Origin of the sequence: Dyella solisilvae (assembly GCF_003351225.1) — a bacterium.
Classification (GTDB): Bacteria; Pseudomonadota; Gammaproteobacteria; order Xanthomonadales; family Rhodanobacteraceae; genus Dyella; species Dyella solisilvae.
On the sequence record NZ_QQSY01000007.1, the window covers coordinates 43971 to 59667 of the forward strand.

The window sequence follows — 15697 nt, forward strand, 5'->3', positions numbered from 1 at the left end:
TGCTGGGTCGAGCAAGGAGGGCGGCGGATGTTGGGTCTCAGTCCGCTACGGCGTAGTCGCTATGCCTCGAAAGCGAAGGACAGGCGGGCGGACGGCTGCCGAGGCCGCGCATGGCGATCATGGCGGTGGCGCCGAGGTAGGTCAGGCTGTCCAGCAACGGGTGCGAGCCGATGCGTGGCGGCGCGATGCCCTTGCGCCGCAACATGTCGTGCACCACATGCTCCATCGCATTGCGGCGCGTGGCATGCGTGCTGTAAGTGAGGCTGATGGTGATGGACGGCTCGTCGCCGGTCTCCACCATGTGCGGGCTGGTGATGGGGATGTAGACGCCCGTACCGGGACTGACCTCGAAGACATGCGCGCGCTCGCGATATTCCTCGCGCCACTTCACCAGGTCCAGCTCGTGGCGCGTGTGGAAGCAGTCGCGCGCATGCTCGCTGCACACGTCGATGTCCTCGGCATCCCACACGTAGACCTTCTTGGTGCCGTGGATCTGCAGCAGGATGCCGTGGTTGCGGTCGATGTGGAACGGCGTGATGGTGTTTGGCGAGGCGATGAAGATCCATCCGGCGCGGTAGTACATGCCGGGATCCTTCGCTTCGATGTGCGGCTTGATCGGATCGAGCGCCTGGTCGATCAGCGCGCGATACGTCGGGTCGGCCTGCACGTGGCGCAGCAGCATCCAGGCTTTCGCCTCGTTGATGCCCTGCACGGTGTCGGTTACCGAGCGACGGTTCGGATACAGCCGCGCGACGTCGTCGAAGTTGGCGTCCGCGCCGGCGCTGTTGTTGAAGGTGAAGAGATGGCTGCTGCCCTGGAAACGCTTGCCCAGCGCAACGAGCTGGTCGGGTTGCAGCAGTGGATGGTCGGCCAGCCCGTGCCGCACGGACTGCATGCGCCATGGGTCGAAGTTTGCCCAATCCATTTCGATCAGAGCGGCTTTGCTGGCATGCATCGCATTCACCCTCCCCCGCGTGGTGCGGACTGACCCGTCGAAACGAGTCCCCTGGTGTCCGGTCGATACCGCGGTCGAAGGCCGGATATCGGGCTTCGAGCCGTGGCAATGCGTCGCCTGGAATGGCCTGAATTGTCGGCTGATCGTGCGGGTTTTTCCCTAGACCATCCCGGCTATTCCTGCCCCTATCCCTTCCTGCCTATTCCCGCGCGTCTTCACGCGGAGCCGGTTTGCCTGGTCATTTGGACTGGAATGCGAACAACCACAGGATGGCGCCCTGGATCGGCGATCCCACCCAACTTACGCGGTAGGTGCCAGCGGAGGCGACCTGTCGTACGGCCACGGCGCATTGCACGCCACTGTTGTCCGGCAGCGTCAGGTAGCTGTCGATCACGGTGAAACCGTCATCCGGGCGGGCGGTCATGCGCTTGATGCCCGCATCGCCCCACCACACAGCGACCAGCGTCGCCGGACCGGTGGTGGTGACGCTGTCGCTGGTGAGCACCAGGCCCGGCGCGGGATAGTTCTGCGCCACGTCCTTGAGCACGCCGGCGTGGGTCACTTCGATAAAGGGCACGGAGATTTCGCCCTCGGGATAGCCGGACTTGTCGATGCGCACCGTGTGCCCGTCGCCGCCCTTGCCGGCGATGGCCACGTAGGCGGTGACGTTGAAGGCGCCGCCGTAACCGTTGAACTCCGCGCCGCGGCCCACCCGCTTCCAGCGGTTTCCATAGCTGTCGGTAGGCGCGTTGGCGTTCTTCACGTATCCACCATTAAGCACGATGAAGGAACTGCCCACTGCCTGCGTGTCGATTGGCTCGGTGACGGCGGGCGAGACGCCCATGCCTTCGGAATGGGTCAGCAGGGTGTGCGCCCCCAGTGTCGGCGCCTGGGTCACGGCATCACCAAGTGCCTGGCCCCGGGCGCCGAGGCTGATGGCGAGCAGTGACAGCGTCGTCGCCACCAGTCGATGGAAGCCTGACGCAAGGGAATGGCGGCCCCGACCGGCACGCTTCCTCATCCAGCGAACAGGGGATATTGCGGGCAGCATCAGGCTGTGCGAACAATGGCGAGCGTCCAGCGCGACACCCGTGTGGGTCGCGTCATGGGCGCTGAGGCAATGCCACCCGGAGGGGAAACCGGCTTGGCCAGCGAGACCGACTTTCTCGAGATGTACCGGACGCTCGGCTTGCGTCCCGGTTGCGCTTTGCCCGAATTCAAGCAGGCGTTTCGCCGGCACGTGGCGCGCATGCATCCGGACCGCAAGGGCGACGCGCCCGCGGATCCGGCTTCCGCCATGCAACTGCAGCGCCTGATGGCGCAGTACGACGCCGCCATGACATTCCAGCGCGAACATGGACGCCTGCCTGGTTCGACCTCGCGGGTCCGTTTCGCCGTTCCCGAACCCGTTGGTCCATCCAGGCCGCAGGTCGCCGCGCGCAGACGTTCGAAGCCGTTATGGCGGCAACCGGCGGCGGCCTTGCTGGTGCCGGCGGTGGCGCTTGCGGTGCTCGGTTGGGACATTGCGGGCCGGCCAACCAGCACGTCGCCTTCATCGGCTGCGAGCAACACCGGCGAGGCGGGCCCGCCGCTCGGCACGGTCGCGCCCATGCCGACCCTTTCGCGCGGCCTGTCACGTGAAGAGGTGCGAAGCATGCTTGGCGATCCGCTCAGCGAGCAGGGCGATCGCTGGGAGTACGGACCCTCATGGGTGCGCTTCGAGGACGGCCAGGTGGTGGATTGGTACAGCTCGCCGCTGCATTCGCTTGGCGCCACCAGCCGCACGCCCGATGAGTCGCCGGCCATACCCCGCAACCCCTAGCGCGCGCCGCGCCCGAACAGCACCACTTCCACCGTCTGGATAAGGATCAGCAGATCCAGCAGCAGGTTGTGGTTCTTCACATAGAACAGGTCGTACTTGAGCTTCTCGGCCGCTTCCTCGACGGTGGCGCCGTACGGATAGCTCAGCTGCGCCCAGCCGGCCAGGCCGGGCTTGAGGCAGTGGCGCAGGCTGTAATAGCGGATCTGGGTGGTCAGGTCAGCCACGAACTGCGGGCGTTCCGGACGCGGTCCGACGATGCTCATGTCGCCCTTGAGCACGTTCCACAACTGCGGCAGCTCGTCCACGCGCAGCTTGCGGCTGATGCGGCCCACGCGGGTCACGCGGTCGTCGTTCTTGCTGGCCCAGCGCGCCACGCCGTCGCGTTCGGCATCGGTGCGCATGCTGCGGAATTTCAGCAACTGGAAGGTGCAGCCGTGCGCGCCCACGCGCTCCTGCCGATACAGGATGGGCTGGCCCGGCCCCGACTCCAGCCGGATCGCCAGTATCTCGAGCAGCATCAGCGGCCAGCACAGCAGCAACAGCATGGAGGCGGCCACCAGGTCGAAGCAGCGCTTGCTGAGCTGGCGCAGCGGGGTGCCGTTGAAACCGCCGGAAAACACCAGCCACGACGGATCGAGAATGGTCAGTTGCAGGCGGCCCGCCTCGCGCTCGAAGAACGAGGTGAGGTCGGTGATGGCGATGCCCATCTGGCGGCATTCAAGCAGGTCGTCCATCGGCAGGTGGCCGCGACGGTCGTCGACACCCACCACCACCTCGTCGATCTGCTCGCGCAGCACGTAGGCGCTCAAGGGCAGCCCGCTACGGATCAATTGCTCTTGCGGCACCGCGACGGTTTCGCTGGCATGCGGGACGTAACCCACCACGCAGAAACCGCGCCGGTCGGTGCGGCGGCGCATCTGGTTGTGGATCTGCGCCGCGCGCGTGCCGGCGCCAAGGATCAACACGCGCCGCTTGAGCGCCTCCACTTCCACCAGCTGCAGGAACAGCAGGCGCAAGGTCATCACCAGCAGGAAGCCCAGCGTCAGCGCGATGGCCAGCACGCCGCGGCCCACGTAGGCCTGCGGCACTACGTAGTAACCCACGACCAGCAGGAAACCGCCAAGTACGAAGGCCACCGCCTGACGGGCCAGCAGGCCAAAGCGAGTCATGCGTATGTGCGCCTGGTACTGGCCCATCGCGACCATGCCGATCACGATGATGCTGGCGAACACCATCGCGCGCTCCGGCAGGTGGCGCGTGAACTCCGCCAGCTCGTCGGCGTTGAGGAAGTAGCGAAGATAGGTGGCCGCGCAAAGCGAGATGGCAAGCAGCATCAGCTCGCAGAAGCCGAGCAGCATGAGCCAACGCACGGATTGCCGACGCAGGAAACGAAGCATCCGAATCCCCCCTTTCCCCAGGTTGCAGCCACATCCCTCAGGCAGGTGGAAAGGCTAACGCGAGCCTTTCCGGGGTGTCGATGCAACTTAGGTAAGACGACACATCAAGCCGTTCGGCTGTCTCAGCGCTGTTACACCCATGGCGACCGCTTCAGGGCGTGTCGACGATGCCTTCCGACATCGGGGGCGCGATCCAATGCGTGGCGATGTGGATGATCGATGCCGGCGTCGCGAGTGCGCCAACCAGGCCTGGCTTCAACGTCAGCGGATGCACGCGACAGGCGGGCGCCGCCGGCGCGGACGGGGGCGGCGCAATCAAGACTCCCGCGTCGGCGCTGATGCGGTCGGGTGACTCGCGCAGTCCTACGCCAAACGCCTTCAACAACGCTTCCTTGCGCGTCCATAGCGCGAGCAGGGCGGCGTCACGCTGCGCTGGCGAAAGTTGCTCCAGCGCCACGATCTCTGCCGGAGTGCACACGACTTTTGAGAGATCACGCAGCGCCACGCGCGTTGGGGACTGCTCGATGTCGATGCCGACGCATGCAGCGCGAGTGAGGGCGATCGCCACCATGTTCCCCGTGTGGCTAAGACTGGTGGCGTAGGGCGTGCCCGGCAGCTGCGGTTGCCCTTCCGGCGAACTGGTCAGCAGGACCTGCGCGCCATCCAGTTCCAGCACGGTTCCAAGCACCAGGCGCCATATGGCGTGCGCCAGCACATAGGCATCGCGGTGATGCCCGTTGCGGAAGCGTTGCGCGCGCACCTGTTCGGCCGCCGACAGCAAGGGCAGGGCATGGTCGCGGAAGCGTTGCCAGGGCGTGCTGTCGAACAACAGCACCAGCGCGGCGCCGACAGCCAGGTCGCGGCATGGCGCCTGGGCGAGGGCGCGGCCTGCCTCGTCACGAAATGCAGTATCGAGGATGACAGGGGCGTGCATGGCTCGCAGGCATCTACGGTGACATCGCGTTACGGCAGCCCGGCGGCGTGGGACGTCAGCCGTCGGCGCAGATCGTCGGCCAGACGCAGGCTGAGCGCCACGATGGTGAAGGTGGGGAAAGCCCAGCCGCCGGTGGGAAACACCGAGCTGCCCGCGATGTGCAGGTTGTCTATGCCGTGCACCTTGCCCTGTCGATCGACGACGCCCGTCCGCGGGTCGTCAGACATGCGCGTCGCGCCCATGTGGTGCGCGGTGCCGTGCACCTGAGGGGGTTCCTGCGCGTCGTCGGCCAGCCAGGGTTCGAGCTGGAAGCGCCCGTTGCTGGCGCGCGCCAGTTCATGGCCGCTCATCGTCGCCGCCTGCCGATAGGTGTAGCGATCCAGCGGGGTGAGTCGCCAATCGACGTGGACCTTGCGCTGGCCCAGTGCGTCGGTTTCGTCGCCCAGCGTGATGCGGCTGTCCGGGTTCGGAGCCTGCTCGAAGAAGCCCACCAGTTCGATATGGCTGCTGGCGACGGTTGGACGATCGGCCAGTTTGTGCAGGCAGGCCCGCACGATGTCGCCGACGCCCAGCCCGAGCCGCAGCGCGGTCATGCTGAGGCTGGCCGGCGCGGCCACTGCTTCGGCCGCGGGGCCGTTGCGCATGGCGGCGCAAAGGCGCGCTTCGAGCAAGGCACTTTCATCGGGTACCGAGCGGCGCAGCGCCGAGCGCAATTCGCGCAACGCGCGGACGCCACGCGGCATGGGGCCTTCCACCGCAAACGGATGGACGCGCCCATTCAGCACGCGATGTCGGCGCTGGTAGTGGTGCGAAAGCCCGATTTCCGGAAAGGCCGGTAACTGATGGCGACTGCGATGGCGTTCGTAGGGGCGCGTGACACGATGCGGCTCATCGGTGCTGAGGGCGCCCAGCCTGCCGCTGGGGTGATCCATGAAATAGCGGCCCACGACGTCGTGCCGGTTGCCCAGCCCTTCGGGTATCACCGAATTGGACAACAGCAACAGGCGCGCGTTTTCGATGCCGCCGCACGCGAGCACGAAATGCCGCGCGCGCACGGCGCCGCGGCGGCCGTCCAGCGAGCCGATGGTGGCCGACCGCACGGCCGAACCGTTGGCCGTTGGAACCAGCTCAAGCAGGTTGGCGTGCAGCAGCACATCGATGTTCGGCGCCTGCTCAAGCTGCTGGCGGTAAGCGTCGCCGAACAGCACCGGGCTGCGCCCGAACACCTGGTTGACCAGCTTGCCATCGTCGAAAACGATGGGCGGCCGTGGCGTCGGGCTGGTGAACGAACCGTCCGCGAAGTCGAGCCCGTCCAACTGGCAGAAGGCGCGGGCGCGTGCGTAATACGGTTCGAGCTCGGCATAGCTGATGGGCCAGCCGCTGTGCGGCACCCAGTCGCGCTCGGCCATGTCGTACTGGCTCAGCGGAATGCAGCCGCCGCCCCACAGGTTGCAGCTGCCGCCGAACACGCGCATGCGCGAGTTATCGGCATCAAACGGCACGGGGCCGACAGAACTGCCTTCACAGAGCGCCTGGTTACGCTGCTCGCCAGCCAGTCCACCACTCTCGATAAGGCACACCCGAATGTCGGTACCGATGAACGCATGCGCAATGGCGATGCCGGCAGCGCCGGCGCCGATCACGCACAGGTCGGCTTCGATGTCGGCCGGGTGCGAGCCGGTCAGGTAATCGATGATCACGCCACTCCCCTAAGGACACGCTTGGGTTCAAACGTCGTGTTGCAGGCGGAACGGATCCGGGCGGGCCGGGCGCGTCATGCGGGGTGATCTACTGGCTGCGGCCTTTCAAACGCCGTAGTACGCGCGATACCAGCGTACAAAGTTGTCCACGCCAGTTTCTACCGAAACCTGCGGCCTATAGCCAACGGCCTGTATCAGGTCGGTAACATCGGCCTCCGTGTCTGGCACGTCGCCTGGCTGCAACGGCAGCAGCTCCATGTTGGCCTTGCGACCGAGGCACTGCTCAAGCACTTCGATGTAGTGCAGCAGTTCCACCGGGCGCTCGTTGCCGATGTTGAACAGACGGTAGGGGGCGACGCCGCTGCTGGCCGGATCGGGCGCGTTGCTGTCCCAGCGCGAGTCGATCGGCGGCGCCTTGTCCAGCGTGCGAATCACGCCTTCAACGATGTCGTCCACGTAGGTGAAGCTGCGCTTGTGCCGGCCATGGTTGAACACGCGAATCGGCTCGCCGGCCAGGATCGCCCGGGTGAACAGGAACAGCGCCATGTCCGGGCGACCCCACGGACCATAGACCGTGAAAAAGCGCAGGCCGGAGCAGGGAATGCCATAGAGATGCGCGTAGCTGTGCGCCATCTGCTCGTTGGCTTTCTTGGTCGCCGCATACAAAGTGAGCGGGTGCTCGGCGGACTTGTGCTCGGAGAACGGCATCGCCGTGTTGGCGCCGTAGACCGAACTGGTGGAGGCGTACACCAGATGCTCCACGCCATGCTGGCGGCAACCCTCCAGCACATGCAGGAAGCCGACCACATTGCTGCTTGCGTACACGTGCGGGTTCTCCGCCGCGTAGCGCACGCCGGCCTGCGCGGCCAGGTGCACCACGCGCTGCGGGCGGTGCTGGGCGAACAGGCGCTCCATCGCATCGCGATCGGCGAGGTCGGCATGGACGTGGCTGTAGCCGCGACGCTCCGCGAAACGCGCGAGACGCGCCTGCTTCAACGTCACGTCGTAGTAGTCATTGAGGTTGTCCAGACCGACCACTTCGTCGCCACGGTCCAGCAGGCGTTCGGCGACGTAGGAACCAATGAAGCCGGCGGTGCCGGTAACCAACACTTTCATGATGCGAGTCCTTAAAGACGGCCGTCGACGGCTTCGCGCGGCAGCACGTATTTCACGTCATACACCACCGACGACGGCTTGCCAAAGGCTCGGATGCCGGTCGCGCCCATCGCCTTGAACTGGCGATGTCCCACGGCGACGATCACCGCGTCATAGCTGGCCACCTGCGGTTGCTCAATCGGGGCCAGCGCGTATTCGTGCTCGGCTTCGGCGGCGTTCACCCACGGGTCGTGCACATCCACCTGCGCGTTATAGCCGTGCAAGGCGTGCACGATATCCACCACGCGAGTGTTCCGCAGATCCGGGCAGTTTTCCTTGAAGGCCAGGCCCAGCACCAGCACACGCGCCTGCACCGGGTTGATGCCCTTGCGCACCATCAGCCGGATCACTTCGCTGGCGATGTAGGGACCCATGCCGTCATTGGTGCGACGGCCGGCCAGGATCACGTCGGGGTGGTGGCCCACTTCCTGCGCCTTGTGGGTGAGGTAGTAGGGATCCACGCTGATGCAGTGGCCGCCGACCAGGCCGGGGCGGAACGGCAGGAAGTTCCACTTGGTGCCCGCCGCCTCCAGCACTTCCAGCGTATCGATGCCCAGCTTGTTGAACAGGATCGACAGGTCGTTGACCAGCGCGATGTTGAGGTCGCGCTGGGTGTTCTCGATGACCTTGGCCGCTTCGGCCACCTTGAGTGAACTGGCCCGATGCGTGCCCGCGGTGATGATCGAGCCGTAGAGCCGGTCCACGTAGTCGGCCGTTTCCGGCGTGGAGCCGGAGGTCACCTTGAGGATGCTGGTGACGCGATGCTGCTTGTCGCCCGGATTGATTCGCTCGGGGCTGTAGCCGGCGAAAAAGTCGCGGTTGAACACCAGCCCCGAGCCCTTCTCGAGGATCGGCACGCACACTTCCTCGGTGCAACCCGGGTAGACGGTGGACTCGTACACCACCACGTCGCCGCGCTTGAGCACCTTGGCCAGCGTCTCGCTGGCTCGCACCAGCGGCGTCAGGTCAGGACGCTTGGCCGAGTCGATCGGCGTGGGCACGGTGACGATGTAGACGTTGCGGTCGGCGAGGTCGGCCAGTTGCGCGCTGAAGCGCAACCGGGGCGAGGCGGCCAGTTCTTCGGCGCTCACTTCCAGCGTGTTGTCCTGGCCGGCGCACAACTCGTCGATGCGCCCGTGGTTGATGTCGAAGCCGACCGTGTCGTAACGCTTGCCGAACTCCACCGCCAGCGGCAATCCGACGTAGCCGAGTCCAATGATGGCGAGCTTGGTGTCTTCCAGGTTGTGCATGCCGGGCTTCCGCTGTCTGTGGGGTAGGGCATGGAGCAGACCCGCAGGTTATCCGATGGGTCACCCGGTGAACACAGCGTCGGTGCATGCCCCTGTGTGTCGTCGTCGCAAGATCGCATGCATCGGGCGGTGCGTCATGCGCGTCGGCGACGCAAGGCTAGCAGGGTCGCCAGGCTTTTCCGCCAGGCCAGAGGTGGCTTATCGGAAGGTGAATGTGTCGGATGTGACGTGGGCGCCGCTTGCTGGGGCTGCGCATGGATTCGTCTTGGCGCTGGGACCGGTGAGTCGCCCGTCTGGGCTCGATGAGAGGGCGCCTGCAGCCGGGCGTTGGCGGGGCCGCTGGGTCTTCGCTCGGGCGCTCGATGAGGAGAGGGGTGTTTGGTGTATAGATCCCAACCTTTTGAATCAACGAGGAAAAGGCGGCAGTTTTTCGCCTGATTCAGAGGGCGTTTCTCGCGCTGGGCCACTGCTGCGACCAGCGGGGCTGGATCGCAAGAGGAGGCGCGGCCCGTCAGGGCAATGTGCGTCGCCACATGGAAAGCGCAATCCGGTTAGCGAATTGCGCCACCTTGAAGCCATGGGGGCCTGCCTGGTGAGTGGCCTGCGCGCGCTGCCGTGCTCGTATCGTGACCGCGCGCTTCCATTTCTGATACGGTCGCCGACCGGCCGCAGGACGAGCGACCAGTTCAGTCAGCAAAGGAAACGCGATGCTATTCCACATTCCCGACGTACTGACTGCTGACGAGCCGATGCACCGCCGCCCGCGCCAGCCAGTGGAGAAATGTGTGACGGCGGTTTACCGACCGGCGGCGTGCCGTACGGGCGTACCCGTGCGTACTGACCTTTCCGCAACATGGTTCCTCAATAATCCGGCCAATGATGACGCTGGCGACCCGGTCATCGGGGACAGGCTCGGCGCCCACCCGGCCGCGATCGCGGCGGTGGGCATGATCCTGCATGGCGCCGGCCATCTGAACGGCATGGAGCCGATGACTCGCCGCAGGAGGTTGGCGTCATCGTTCAGGATCCAGGATCCGATGCGCGAGGAGCGGCTGCGTCGTAAGCTCCCGGAACCTGATGTATCCATTCCGGGTCTCATCCGGACCAACGCCCCGCATACCGACGTGCTTCGATTGACTGCCAACCACCACAACCTGCCGTGCGCCAAGTCCGGGACATGAGCGGGACGCACGGCGCCACACGCACCGACGAGCTGCTGCATCTGCTGCGGACGTCGCCCGCGCGCGTGCACACGACCTTGCTGGCGCAGGCGCTGGCGGGGGATGCCGCCTCGCAGTTGGCGGTGGCGCAAACCTTCCTGGAAGGCATCGGCTGCCAGCGCGACATGGCTGAAGCGCTGTATTGGTTCCAGCTTGCGGCCCACCAGGGTGAGCCGATGGCGATGAACATGATCGGGCGCATCCACCAGAACGGCTGGGGCGTGCCGGTGAATGTCGAACTGGCCGCGGTCTGGTATCGCGAGTCCGCCGAGCATGCTTCGGACTGGGGCATGTACAACTACGCCTGCCTGCTGGCCCATGGCCGGGGCGTGCTGCAAAACCGCAAGGAAGCCTTCCACTGGTTCCGTTGCGCGGCTGAGGCAGGGCACGCCCGCGCCATGCATTTCCTCGGTCAGTACTACGAATACGGTTGGGAAACCGAGCCGGACTCCGAGGCGGCGCGCGAACTTTATCGGCGTTCGGCCGAGAAGGGCGACTATCGCGGCAAGTGCAGCTGGGCCTCGGTGCTCACTGAGGAAGGACGCATCGAAGAGGCCTGCGCGCTGCTGCGCTCGGCGATCGCCGTGGCGCCCGATCATTTCGCCGAGGCGCTGCGCAGCGACTTGCTCCAGTCGCAACATCCTCAGTTGCGCGCGCTGGCGGCAGGGTCGCTCTAGACACCATGGGTGGCTTCGCGCCACTCACGGTTCGTTGGATGCTCCCACAACAATCCGTGATCGGGCGTGCCATGGCGGCACGCCCGATCGTCAGAGGCTGATTACGCCCAGCTGTTGTCGTCGAAACCACCGCCGCTGCCGTCGTCGAAATCATCCGACGAGGCAAAGTCCTGGTCGTTGCTGACGTCACGGTCGCGCGAGCGGTCGTCGTCGTAATAGTTGTTCTCGGTGACGTTCTCGATCACCGTCGGCTGGCCGCCGCCGCCAAAGAAGCCGCCACCGCCGTGGTGGCCACCCAGCAGGTTTTCGATGCCGTCAAACAGGAACATGCCACCCGCCACACCGGCGGCGGTGGTCGCTGCCTGCGAGAGGAAGCTGGGCGCCGCGGCCGGCGGTTGCGCAGGCGCCCCACCGAACAAGCGCTCGCGCCAGCCCGGCGCTGCGGCCGGTTGCGCCGGAGCCTGCGGCGGGTAGGGCGGCGGGACGGCGCCCCAGGCCGGCTGCTGCTGTCCGCCGAGGAAGCTGCCGCCGCCCTGCTGTGCGCCGAGCTGCGCCTGCAGCTGGGCGATCTGCGCCTTGGCGCCTTCCAGTGCCTGTTGCTGCAACAGGCTGCGTTGCACCAGCAGGTACAGCGCATCGGGTTGCATGGCCAGGCGCTGGCGAATCAATGCGTCCGCTTGGGGATCCTTGGCCACACCACCGGTGGCGGCCAGGCGCTGGAGGAAATCATCGAGTAGCTGTTGTTCCTGCGGGGTCATGACTTGCGGTGTCTCCAAGGATGAGCGAACGGGGTCCACTGTGGCGCGCAGCATGCCAGGCGGGCAGTGCCGGAAGTGTGCCCGGCTCGCGTGACATCAAGGGGGACGACAGATTTATTTGCTTGCCAGTCAGCTGGCGCATGGGCGCAATTAGTTGCGAAGCCGGGCGCGGGCCGTCATGGGTTGCTGGTGAAACCTTCAATGACCTTGCTCGATTCGTCGTACCCGACGCGCCCTGGCGTGCGCGTGGATGAAGATCCGGCGCAATCGTGCGTCATTCCATCAAGCAGACCAACGAGGATCATTCCCGTTTCGCATCCGTCGAGTGATTGGGCACTTGGCGCACACGCGGTTGTCATCATTTTTATCGGACAGTGGATGGGTTGCATGGCCCCGCCCGGTATCGATGCACCTGATACGCGGGGCCGCCGCCCGTTTCATTCATCCTGCGACGACACAGTCGTTGTTCGCCGGGCATTCCAGTCGAAACATGGGGACCACGCCATGGACACAGGAAGAGACGTCGTGCACAGCCAGGAGGTCGCCGCCAAGATCGCGCGACTTTGGCAAAAACGAACCCAGCATGCGCTGGAGCACTACGGCGATCGAGTGGGCCGGGCGCTGGAGCCTCATTGGCGCAACGAAGGCCTGCTCAAATCGTGGGCCGCCCTCGCCAATCCGATCGAAGGCTGGCGCTATGCGGTGGATGCCGCGCAACGATCGGTCCTTTACTGGGACACCCTGCGCGAGCGGGGCACGGATTTCGTGGAATCGGCGGTGCAGGGGCTCAAGCCCGTGCTGCATTTCGACTATGAGACGGTGCTGGATGCGCGCCATTTCGAGCGCCCCGTGAATTACGCGCTGTTGCGCATCGTGCCGCCGGATGGCGTGGTCATCGACGAGCGCAAGCGTCCCTACGTGATCATCGATCCCCGTGCGGGCCACGGGCCAGGTATTGGCGGCTTCAAGGATGATTCCCAGGTGGGCGTCGCCCTGCGCGCCGGGCATCCGGTGTATTTCGTGGTGTTCTATCGCGACCCGGAGCCGGGCCAGACCCTGCTCGATGTCTGCGCGGCGGAGCAACGCTTCGTCAGCAAGGTGCGCGACCTGCATCCGGACAGCCCCAAGCCCGCGCTGATCGGCAATTGCCAGGGCGGCTGGGCCGCGATGATGCTGGCCAGCTCCGATCCGGACACGACCGGGCCGATCGTCATCAACGGCGCGCCCATGTCCTACTGGAGCGGCGCCTGGAGCGAGGGGGCCGGCGACAACCCCATGCGTTACGCCGGCGGATTGCTGGGCGGAACCTGGCTTGCCTCGTACACCGCGGACCTCGGCGACGGCAAGTTCGATGGCGCCTGGCTGGTGCAGAACTTCGAGAACCTCAATCTCGCCAACACGTTTTGGGACAAGTACTACAACCTGTACGCGCACATCGACACGGAGCCGGAACGCTTCCTCGAATTCGAGAAGTGGTGGGGCGGCTTCTACCTGATGAACCGCGAGGAGATCGAATGGATCACACGCAACCTCTTCGTGGGCAACAAACTTTGGTCCGGTGAGGTGAGCAACGGCCACGGCAAGTCGTTCGATCTGCGCGACATCCGATCGCCGATCATCCTGTTCGCCTCGATGGGCGACAACATCACCCCGCCGCAACAGGCGTTCAACTGGGTGGCGGACCTCTACGAGAGCACGGACGAGATCAAGGCGCGCGGACAGGTCATCGTCGGCCTGATGCATGAAAGCGTTGGTCACCTCGGCATCTTCGTGTCGGGCAAGGTGGCGAAAAAGGAACACGCACAGATCGTCTCCGTATTGCAGGCGATCGAGACTTTCCCGCCGGGCCTGTATGGCATGAGCATCACGGCGACCGAAGCGGGCGAGCATGGGCCGGCTTATGAAGTCTCCTTCCACGAGCTTCGCCTAGAGGACATCGCGGCGCGCCTGAACAAATTCGGGCGCACCGATGAGAAGCCGTTCGCCGCCGTTGCCGAGGTCTCGGAATTCAACCAGCTGGCCTATCAGCTGTTTGCCCAGCCCTACGTGGAGTCCCTGTCGAGCGAGGCGAGCGCGCAGGTGTTGCGCGCGCTTCATCCGCTGCGGGTGCAACGATGGGCCTGGTCGGACATGAATCCGTGGCTGTCTTGGTTGGGGCCGGCGGCCAAGGCCATCAAGGCCGATCGCAAGCCGGCAGACGCCGCCAATGGCTGGCGCGCGTTCGAGAAGTCCGGCGCGGACGTGCTCAGCGCCTCGCTGGATTGCTGCACGGCGCTGCGCGACGCCGCGACCGAAGCGCTGTTCTTTGGTGTCTATGCGAATTTGTTCTCGCTGCATCTGGCCAATCGGCACGCGGTGCGTGAAGAGGCGGCCACACACGCCGCGGTGGATCCACGTGAGCTGCCCTATGTGAAGCATGCGCTGGCCGCGATCGCGGAGGGTGGATACGCCGAGGCGGTGGCGCGGGTGGCCCATCTGCTGGAACGCAAGGGCGAGCCGCTGCTGTTGAGCCGGCTTGCCATGCGCGACCAGCTGAGCAAGGACTACGCCCAGTTCCTGCCGCCGTTGCCGCACGATCAATGGCGCAGGATTCGCGGCGAGCAGGAAATCATCGTGCATTACGAGCCCGAGCAGGCGGTGGCGACGCTGCCGCGCTTGCTTGCCGATCCCGCCGACAGGACCCGCCTGCTTGGCCTGATCGATGCCTTGCTGGCCGATGAGCGTGTGAAGAAGGACTCGCACACCGTCGAACAGGCGTCCGCCATGGCAACCATACGCAACGTGCTCGGAGAGCCGTCCCTGTTGCCGCAGTCCGCCAAGGTGGCGCCGCCGCCGCAGTCCTGAAAACCGTGTTGTCGCTCAGTCTCTCGATGCGCCGAGGAGGCGTCGATGGAACAGAAGCACGCGAAGTACCACCGGCTGATCGAGTTTTGCCAGACGCTGCCGCCGTTGCCCGTCGCGGTCGCCCATCCATGCGACCGTAGTTCGCTGGAGGGGGCGGTGGAAGCGGCCAAGGCCCGACTCATCGCGCCCGTGTTGGTCGGGCCGCGTGCGCGCATCGAGGCCGTGGCTGCTGAACTTGGTATCGACCTGACGCCGTATCCGATCGTGGATGCGCCCTACAGTCACGCGTCCGCTGCCGCGGCGGTGGAATGCGTGAGGGACGGGCGGTCCGAAGCGCTCATGAAAGGCAGCCTGCATACCGATGAGCTGATGGCGGCGGTGGTCAAACGCGACACGGGGCTGCGCACGGCCAGGCGCATCAGCCATTGCTTCGTGATGGACGTGCCGCAGCACGAAAACCCACTGATCATCACCGATGCGGCGATCAACATCGCACCCACGCTGGAGGAGAAGGTCGACATCCTGCAAAACGCCATCGACCTCGGTCATGCCTTGCAGTTTGCCGAGGTGCGCGTGGCGATCCTGTCGGCGATGGAAACGGTCAACCCGAAAGTGCCTTCGACCATCGAAGCCGCGGCGCTATGCAAGATGGTGGATCGCCATCAGGTCACCGGCGCCCTGGTCGATGGGCCGCTCGCGCTGGATAACGCGATCGACGAGGAAGCGGCGCGCATCAAGCAGATCCATTCACCGGTGGCCGGTCGCGCCAACGTGTTGATGGTGCCTGATCTCGAGGCCGGCAACATGCTGGCCAAGAGCCTGTCGTTCCTGGCTGGGGCGGATGCCGCTGGGGTGGTGCTGGGCGCGCGGGTGCCGATCATCCTGACCAGTCGCGCCGACTCGCTGGTGACGCGGCTCGCTTCCTGCGCGGTGGCGGTGATGGTCGCGCTTTCGCGCCGCGAGGGCGGCAGGATCATGGGATAAG

13 protein-coding genes are annotated in these 15697 nt (G+C 65.6%); 5 read left to right on the plus strand and 8 right to left on the minus strand.

Features of this window, described 5'->3' with window-relative positions:
• Window positions 1–37 precede the first annotated feature (37 nt).
• Together DVT68_RS18370 and DVT68_RS18375 are read right to left on the minus strand one after the other, a co-directional pair.
• Entirely contained in the window at window positions 38–955 is a 918-nt protein-coding gene (locus tag DVT68_RS18370; protein WP_114826671.1) for a cupin-like domain-containing protein, read from the minus strand.
• A gap of 238 nt (window positions 956–1193) precedes the next feature.
• Entirely contained in the window at window positions 1194–1919 is a 726-nt protein-coding gene (locus tag DVT68_RS18375; protein ID WP_114826672.1) for a hypothetical protein, read from the minus strand.
• 180 nt (window positions 1920–2099) lie between these two features.
• On the opposite strand from DVT68_RS18375, the gene DVT68_RS18380 reads away from it, so the two are divergent.
• Window positions 2100–2777: a J domain-containing protein gene (locus DVT68_RS18380; protein ID WP_114826673.1), complete on the plus strand. Its 678-nt coding sequence runs from the start codon at window positions 2100–2102 to the stop codon at window positions 2775–2777.
• On the opposite strand, the gene DVT68_RS18385 is transcribed toward DVT68_RS18380, so the two are convergent.
• The 5 genes from DVT68_RS18385 to tviB all read right to left on the minus strand — a co-directional run bounded on the left by DVT68_RS18385 (window position 2774) and on the right by tviB (window position 9213).
• Window positions 2774–4174, minus strand: a complete 1401-nt coding sequence (locus tag DVT68_RS18385) for a TIGR03013 family XrtA/PEP-CTERM system glycosyltransferase (protein ID WP_114826674.1) — start codon at window positions 4172–4174, stop codon at window positions 2774–2776. The genes DVT68_RS18380 and DVT68_RS18385 overlap by 4 nt on opposite strands.
• A gap of 151 nt (window positions 4175–4325) precedes the next feature.
• Window positions 4326–5108, minus strand: a complete 783-nt coding sequence (locus DVT68_RS18390; RefSeq protein ID WP_114826675.1) for a 4'-phosphopantetheinyl transferase family protein — start codon at window positions 5106–5108, stop codon at window positions 4326–4328.
• A 29-nt stretch (window positions 5109–5137) separates the two neighbouring features.
• Window positions 5138–6808 (minus strand): GMC oxidoreductase, encoded by a 1671-nt coding sequence (locus tag DVT68_RS18395; RefSeq protein WP_114826676.1) that lies wholly within the window; start codon window positions 6806–6808, stop codon window positions 5138–5140.
• Between the two features lie 105 nt (window positions 6809–6913).
• Window positions 6914–7924 (minus strand): NAD-dependent epimerase, encoded by a 1011-nt coding sequence (locus DVT68_RS18400; RefSeq protein ID WP_114826677.1) that lies wholly within the window; start codon window positions 7922–7924, stop codon window positions 6914–6916.
• Between the two features lie 11 nt (window positions 7925–7935).
• A complete protein-coding gene (tviB, locus tag DVT68_RS18405) occupies window positions 7936–9213 on the minus strand; it encodes a Vi polysaccharide biosynthesis UDP-N-acetylglucosamine C-6 dehydrogenase TviB (RefSeq protein ID WP_114826678.1) in 1278 nt (425 codons plus the stop codon).
• A 707-nt stretch (window positions 9214–9920) separates the two neighbouring features.
• Here tviB and DVT68_RS18410 point away from each other — a divergent pair.
• Window positions 9921–10394, plus strand: a complete 474-nt coding sequence (locus DVT68_RS18410; protein ID WP_114826679.1) for a 2OG-Fe(II) oxygenase family protein — start codon at window positions 9921–9923, stop codon at window positions 10392–10394.
• Window positions 10391–11110, plus strand: coding sequence for a tetratricopeptide repeat protein (locus DVT68_RS18415; RefSeq protein WP_114826680.1), 720 nt, complete (start codon window positions 10391–10393; stop codon window positions 11108–11110). The genes DVT68_RS18410 and DVT68_RS18415 overlap by 4 nt, the downstream gene beginning before the upstream one ends.
• A 101-nt stretch (window positions 11111–11211) precedes the next feature.
• Here the strand turns inward: DVT68_RS18415 and DVT68_RS18420 are convergent, their stop codons facing one another.
• Complete coding sequence (locus DVT68_RS18420; protein WP_114826681.1) at window positions 11212–11868, minus strand: DUF2076 family protein; 657 nt, start codon at window positions 11866–11868, stop codon at window positions 11212–11214.
• Between the two features lie 504 nt (window positions 11869–12372).
• Here DVT68_RS18420 and DVT68_RS18425 point away from each other — a divergent pair.
• Window positions 12373–14712: a DUF3141 domain-containing protein gene (locus DVT68_RS18425; RefSeq protein WP_114826682.1), complete on the plus strand. Its 2340-nt coding sequence runs from the start codon at window positions 12373–12375 to the stop codon at window positions 14710–14712.
• Window positions 14713–14757: 45 nt separating this feature from the next.
• Entirely contained in the window at window positions 14758–15696 is a 939-nt protein-coding gene (locus DVT68_RS18430; protein ID WP_114826683.1) for a phosphate acetyltransferase, read from the plus strand.
• Window position 15697 lies beyond the last annotated feature (1 nt).

Excerpts from the sequence above, each read along its gene's own strand:
- DVT68_RS18370 (WP_114826671.1), bottom strand. The coding sequence starts at position 955 with ATGCATGCCAGCAAAGCCGCTCTGATCGAAATGGATTGGGCAAACTTC.
- DVT68_RS18385 (WP_114826674.1), bottom strand. The coding sequence starts at position 4,174 with ATGCTTCGTTTCCTGCGTCGGCAATCCGTGCGTTGGCTCATGCTGCTC.
- DVT68_RS18390 (WP_114826675.1), bottom strand. The coding sequence starts at position 5,108 with ATGCACGCCCCTGTCATCCTCGATACTGCATTTCGTGACGAGGCAGGC.
- DVT68_RS18400 (WP_114826677.1), bottom strand. The coding sequence starts at position 7,924 with ATGAAAGTGTTGGTTACCGGCACCGCCGGCTTCATTGGTTCCTACGTC.
- tviB (WP_114826678.1), bottom strand. The coding sequence starts at position 9,213 with ATGCACAACCTGGAAGACACCAAGCTCGCCATCATTGGACTCGGCTAC.
- DVT68_RS18410 (WP_114826679.1), top strand. The coding sequence starts at position 9,921 with ATGCTATTCCACATTCCCGACGTACTGACTGCTGACGAGCCGATGCAC.
- DVT68_RS18415 (WP_114826680.1), top strand. The coding sequence starts at position 10,391 with ATGAGCGGGACGCACGGCGCCACACGCACCGACGAGCTGCTGCATCTG.
- DVT68_RS18420 (WP_114826681.1), bottom strand. The coding sequence starts at position 11,868 with ATGACCCCGCAGGAACAACAGCTACTCGATGATTTCCTCCAGCGCCTG.
- DVT68_RS18425 (WP_114826682.1), top strand. The coding sequence starts at position 12,373 with ATGGACACAGGAAGAGACGTCGTGCACAGCCAGGAGGTCGCCGCCAAG.
- DVT68_RS18430 (WP_114826683.1), top strand. The coding sequence starts at position 14,758 with ATGGAACAGAAGCACGCGAAGTACCACCGGCTGATCGAGTTTTGCCAG.